At 58.5% G+C, this 3,792-nt stretch carries 4 protein-coding genes; all 4 read right to left on the bottom strand.

All coding sequences use genetic code 11. The features are described 5' to 3' along the window. On the bottom strand, window positions 1–350 hold a 350-nt coding region (locus AC3B8H_RS19275), incomplete at its 3' end, for a two-partner secretion domain-containing protein (RefSeq protein ID WP_488443143.1). Between the two features lie 122 nt (window positions 351–472). Further along, the gene (locus AC3B8H_RS19270) at window positions 473–2,350 is read right to left on the bottom strand and encodes a protein kinase domain-containing protein (protein ID WP_488443142.1); all 1,878 of its coding nucleotides are present in this window, start codon (window positions 2,348–2,350) and stop codon (window positions 473–475) included. 101 nt (window positions 2,351–2,451) lie between these two features. Next, window positions 2,452–3,075: an OmpA family protein gene (locus tag AC3B8H_RS19265; protein ID WP_488443141.1), complete on the bottom strand. Its 624-nt coding sequence runs from the start codon at window positions 3,073–3,075 to the stop codon at window positions 2,452–2,454. A 76-nt stretch (window positions 3,076–3,151) separates the two neighbouring features. Beyond that, window positions 3,152–3,792, bottom strand: a 641-nt coding sequence (locus tag AC3B8H_RS19260; protein ID WP_488443140.1) for a PP2C family protein-serine/threonine phosphatase, incomplete at its 5' end; no start/stop codon positions are given.

The raw sequence follows: 3,792 nt of genomic DNA, 5'->3' as shown, positions 1-3,792 counted from the left end.
ACCGCGCCAGAACCGATCACGATACCGTTCGGATTGAAAAACCAAAAATTCGCGTTCGAAATTGTGGAAGTCAGCGTGCCGTCTATCGTTGTCGAACCTGATCCGGTCACCCGGCTGATGACGTCGCTGATCGACGCGCAGCTGGTACAAGCGAATTCCGCGGTATGGCTCGCGTTCAGATTGAATTCAGAAAAACTGAATAAAAGATTGGCGCCGACAATCCGGCCGTTATCGGCACCGTCTATTGAAATCTTGCCGCTGCCGTTCGGATTAAGGGTTTGCGGCGTTGGGGAACTGGGATTGTTATTGGTGGTTTGTAAGGTTCCGTCGACGATGACGGAGGAATTCACGGCCTGACCAATGCTGGGAACCAATGCGGCCGCTACGGCGTATACGACGACGGGATACCTGGTGAGCTTAGGCATAGGCTGGTCGGCAAAATCGATTGGATGTTGCCTAGCATTCTCAAGGATTATTTCCGGTTTGTCACCTGATACCTTATGTTGACCACGGAAATAGTCGCCTCTCGCAAAACGTCGGCCAACGAACCGTCGGCATTGGCGATGTTCTCGACGCTCGGCAACGGTTGCTCGCTGAAAACCGCCACGATGCTATCGGTGCCGGCCGGCCCGGTGATTTCCAGTTTGAATTTGTCGGGCCGCGGCGGTATGCGGTATTCGGTGTCCGCCTTGACCTTGCCGTTTTGGTATTGGTTGGGCAACAACTCGCTGATTTCGCCGGTCGCGCTGATGTAAGCCACGCGCAGATAGCCGGACTTGGCGGTGTAGAGCGTCAGTTTCAACTCCTCGCCGATCCGGTATTGCGGCTTGCTGGACGCCAGACTAAGCACGCCGTCGGAACTAGTTGCCTGATGCTTCGGTTCGGTGGGTTTAATCGCCTCGGCCCGGACTTCGACAGCGTCGGCGGCCGAGCGGGTATGGCCGTCGGTAACCGTCAACTCCGCGCGGTAATTGCCGGCTTTGTCGGGGATCAACTCGGGATGCGCCGTATCGGTGTTTTGCAACGCGACGGTGCTACCATCCGGCATTTGAGTCAATTTCCAGGTATAGGTTAAAGGCTGCCCGTCGCCGGATCTGGAAGCGCTACCGTCAAGTTTGACGCTGCTTCCAACCGTGGCTTGCCGATCGCCGCCCGCATCGGCCGAAGGCGGCGGCGCAACCGGGACGGGAGCGGCAAGCTGCCAGCGTTGCGCGTCGACCGCCGGCAACGGCTCCGGCGACTGCCGGGTCAACCACCAATTGGCCAGTCCCCCCGCCAATACCAACGTGATCGCGACGCTACCACCGATCAGCTGCGGCGACCAACCCGCTTCCGGATCGAATTGTTCCAGCCACTCTTCCAGCAACTTGGGGCGGCGTTCCTGCAGAATTTCGATCGTTGATTTCAACAATTGCCATTGGCGCCGGTTCAAACCCTTGACCGGCGCCGGCGCGAGCTTCTCCCCACGCTGCTGTTCGATGAACACGGTGGATGCCGGTTTGCGATTGTAGGGATGCCGGCCGGTCAATAGTTCGTAAACGACCAGCCCGAAGGCGTAAATGTCGTCACGAGGATCGGCTTGGGCGCCGTTCATCATCTCGAAACTGGCGTAGGGCGGCGTGTGCCCGCCTTCGACTCGAGCGTTGAAAACCGTTGCATCCGGATCACCGCTTTGTTTGGTGCGGGTGGCAATGCCGAAATCCAGCACCTTGACGTCGCCGCCATCGGTCACGAACACATTGGCCGGCTTGAAATCACTGTGGACGATGCCCTTGCGGTGCGCGTAGGCCAAGGCCTCGCCCATTTTCAATATCAGCGGCCAGGCCCGCTTCAGTGCGACTCCGCCGGACACTGCGGCCTCGCGTATTAACTGGCTTAGGGAGCGGCCGGCCAGGTATTCCATGGACATGAACACGTGATCGCCGTCTCTGTCGAAGTCGTAGACCGTAATGATGTTGGGATGAGAGAGTTCCTGAGCCTTTTCGCATTCCCGCTGCAAACCGGCTACCAGCATCTCGTTCCGGGCCAGCGCGGGATTGAGTACCTTGATCGCGACATAAGGATTTTTCGATCTGGCTTCGACTTTGCGCCGGTCAACGGCCTTGAACACCATCCCCATGCCGCCTTCGCCCAAGCTTTGAATTAGTTCGAAACGGTCTTTCAGCAAGTCGCCGATGGCGGGGGGGCTGGCGATTTGCAGAAACGCGGGAGGTGGCCTGTCGTTGGCCAGTTCGGTAGCCTCGTTCGCCAATACCGTGGCATCGGCTGTCGGCGCCTCGGCGACCGGCATGCCGTGTTCCGTGCTTGCGGTAAACAAATGCGTTTTGTCGTCGTCTTCAGCCGGCGTCATCAACACGCTCCGCAACGACTTTCGGCTCGGCCGGCACCGCTGCGACAGCGGGCAAACCGGTTCCGTTCAAATGTTTCCCCATCGCCCCCGCCCGTTTACCGTTACTGTTTTCCCAGACTGACGATACGTACCCGCCGGTTTGCTTCGGCCGTTGGATTCTTGACGTCGGCCAATTCCTGTCTCCCGCGCCCTTCAATTTGAATCGCGTTGGCCGCGATGCCGAATTTATCGATCAAATACGCCTTAACCGCCTCGGCGCGCCGACGCGACAGTTCGATATTGAACTGATCGCCCCCGACGACATCGGTGTGGCCTTCGATCCGATATTTAATGCCTTCCAGCTCGCCGGAGGCCAAGGCCTTGCCAACGGGTTCCAGTTGGGTCTTGGCCTGAGCGTTCAGGGTCGCGGAGTTGTAGTCGAACAAAATCTCCATCGAGATGGCCTTTTCGGCGACCGTCGTCGGTAACTGCACCTTACGGCCGGTGGCTTTATCGATGTTGCTGATTTTCTTCAGGCCCCGGACATTCTCTAACTCAGACTCCGGGACATCCTGGTAATCGTCGGCGTCCGCCGGTGCGGGTTGCGCCGCCGGTTGCTTGAAATGTTCAATAATCTCGTTGGGATTAGGCGTGGCTTTGCCGAAGTTTTTGTCTTCGGCCCAGACCTCGGTAGCCAGCAATCCGGCAATCGCCGTTAAACCCAACCATTTGGCGTTCTTGTTCATGGCCATCCTCCTGCTTTCCGAAAAATGAGTATAAAACTATCACCGCTCGCGAAGCCGCTCAACCGACCCAACCCATTCAAGCCCACTCGGCGACGACGACGGTAATATTATCCCGACCGGTTCGATTTAGCGCGGCATTAATCAGCGCTTCGGCAACCGTTTGACAACTGGCGCCGGCCAGCAAATCGGCGATCTCGTCGTCGGCCAGCTCCTTATCCAAACCGTCGCTACACAACAGATAACGGTCGCCGGCTTCGGCAACGAAGCGCAAGGTATCCAGTTCCAATTTGGTCTGACCGCCGACCGCCCTCGTAATCACGTTGGCGCCGACTTGCTGCAAGGCGTCTTCGCGACTCATCAAACCTGTTTCCATCAATTCGTCCAATAAGGTATGGTCGCGGGTGACCTGCTCTATCCGGCCGGCTCGAAACCGATACAGGCGGCTGTCGCCCGCCCAAACCGCCGCGCAGTCGCGGCCCCTGGCCAGCAGCACCACCACCGTGGTGCCGATCACCGCGCCTTGCTGCAAACTCAGCGCAAAACGGCAAAGGTCGTCGTTGACCTTGATCAAACGACCACGGACCCAGTCAATTTCCGCATCCAGATCGGCCAATTCAGGCATTTCCGCAAGACTGTCGACCAGCAGGCGGCTGGCCAAATCGCCGGACTGGTGACCGCCCATGCCATCGGCAACCACCCACAAGCCTTGCCCCGGCC

The organism is Methylomonas sp. BG-2 (assembly GCF_057766305.1).
Note: the sequence above shows the minus strand (reverse complement) of the source record. Positions and strands in the feature narration are given on the sequence as shown.

What these genes read in the sequence shown, in the direction of transcription:
- AC3B8H_RS19270 (WP_488443142.1), bottom strand. Translation starts at nt 2,350, where the DNA reads ATGACGCCGGCTGAAGACGACGACAAAACGCATTTGTTTACCGCAAGC.
- AC3B8H_RS19265 (WP_488443141.1), bottom strand. Translation starts at nt 3,075, where the DNA reads ATGAACAAGAACGCCAAATGGTTGGGTTTAACGGCGATTGCCGGATTG.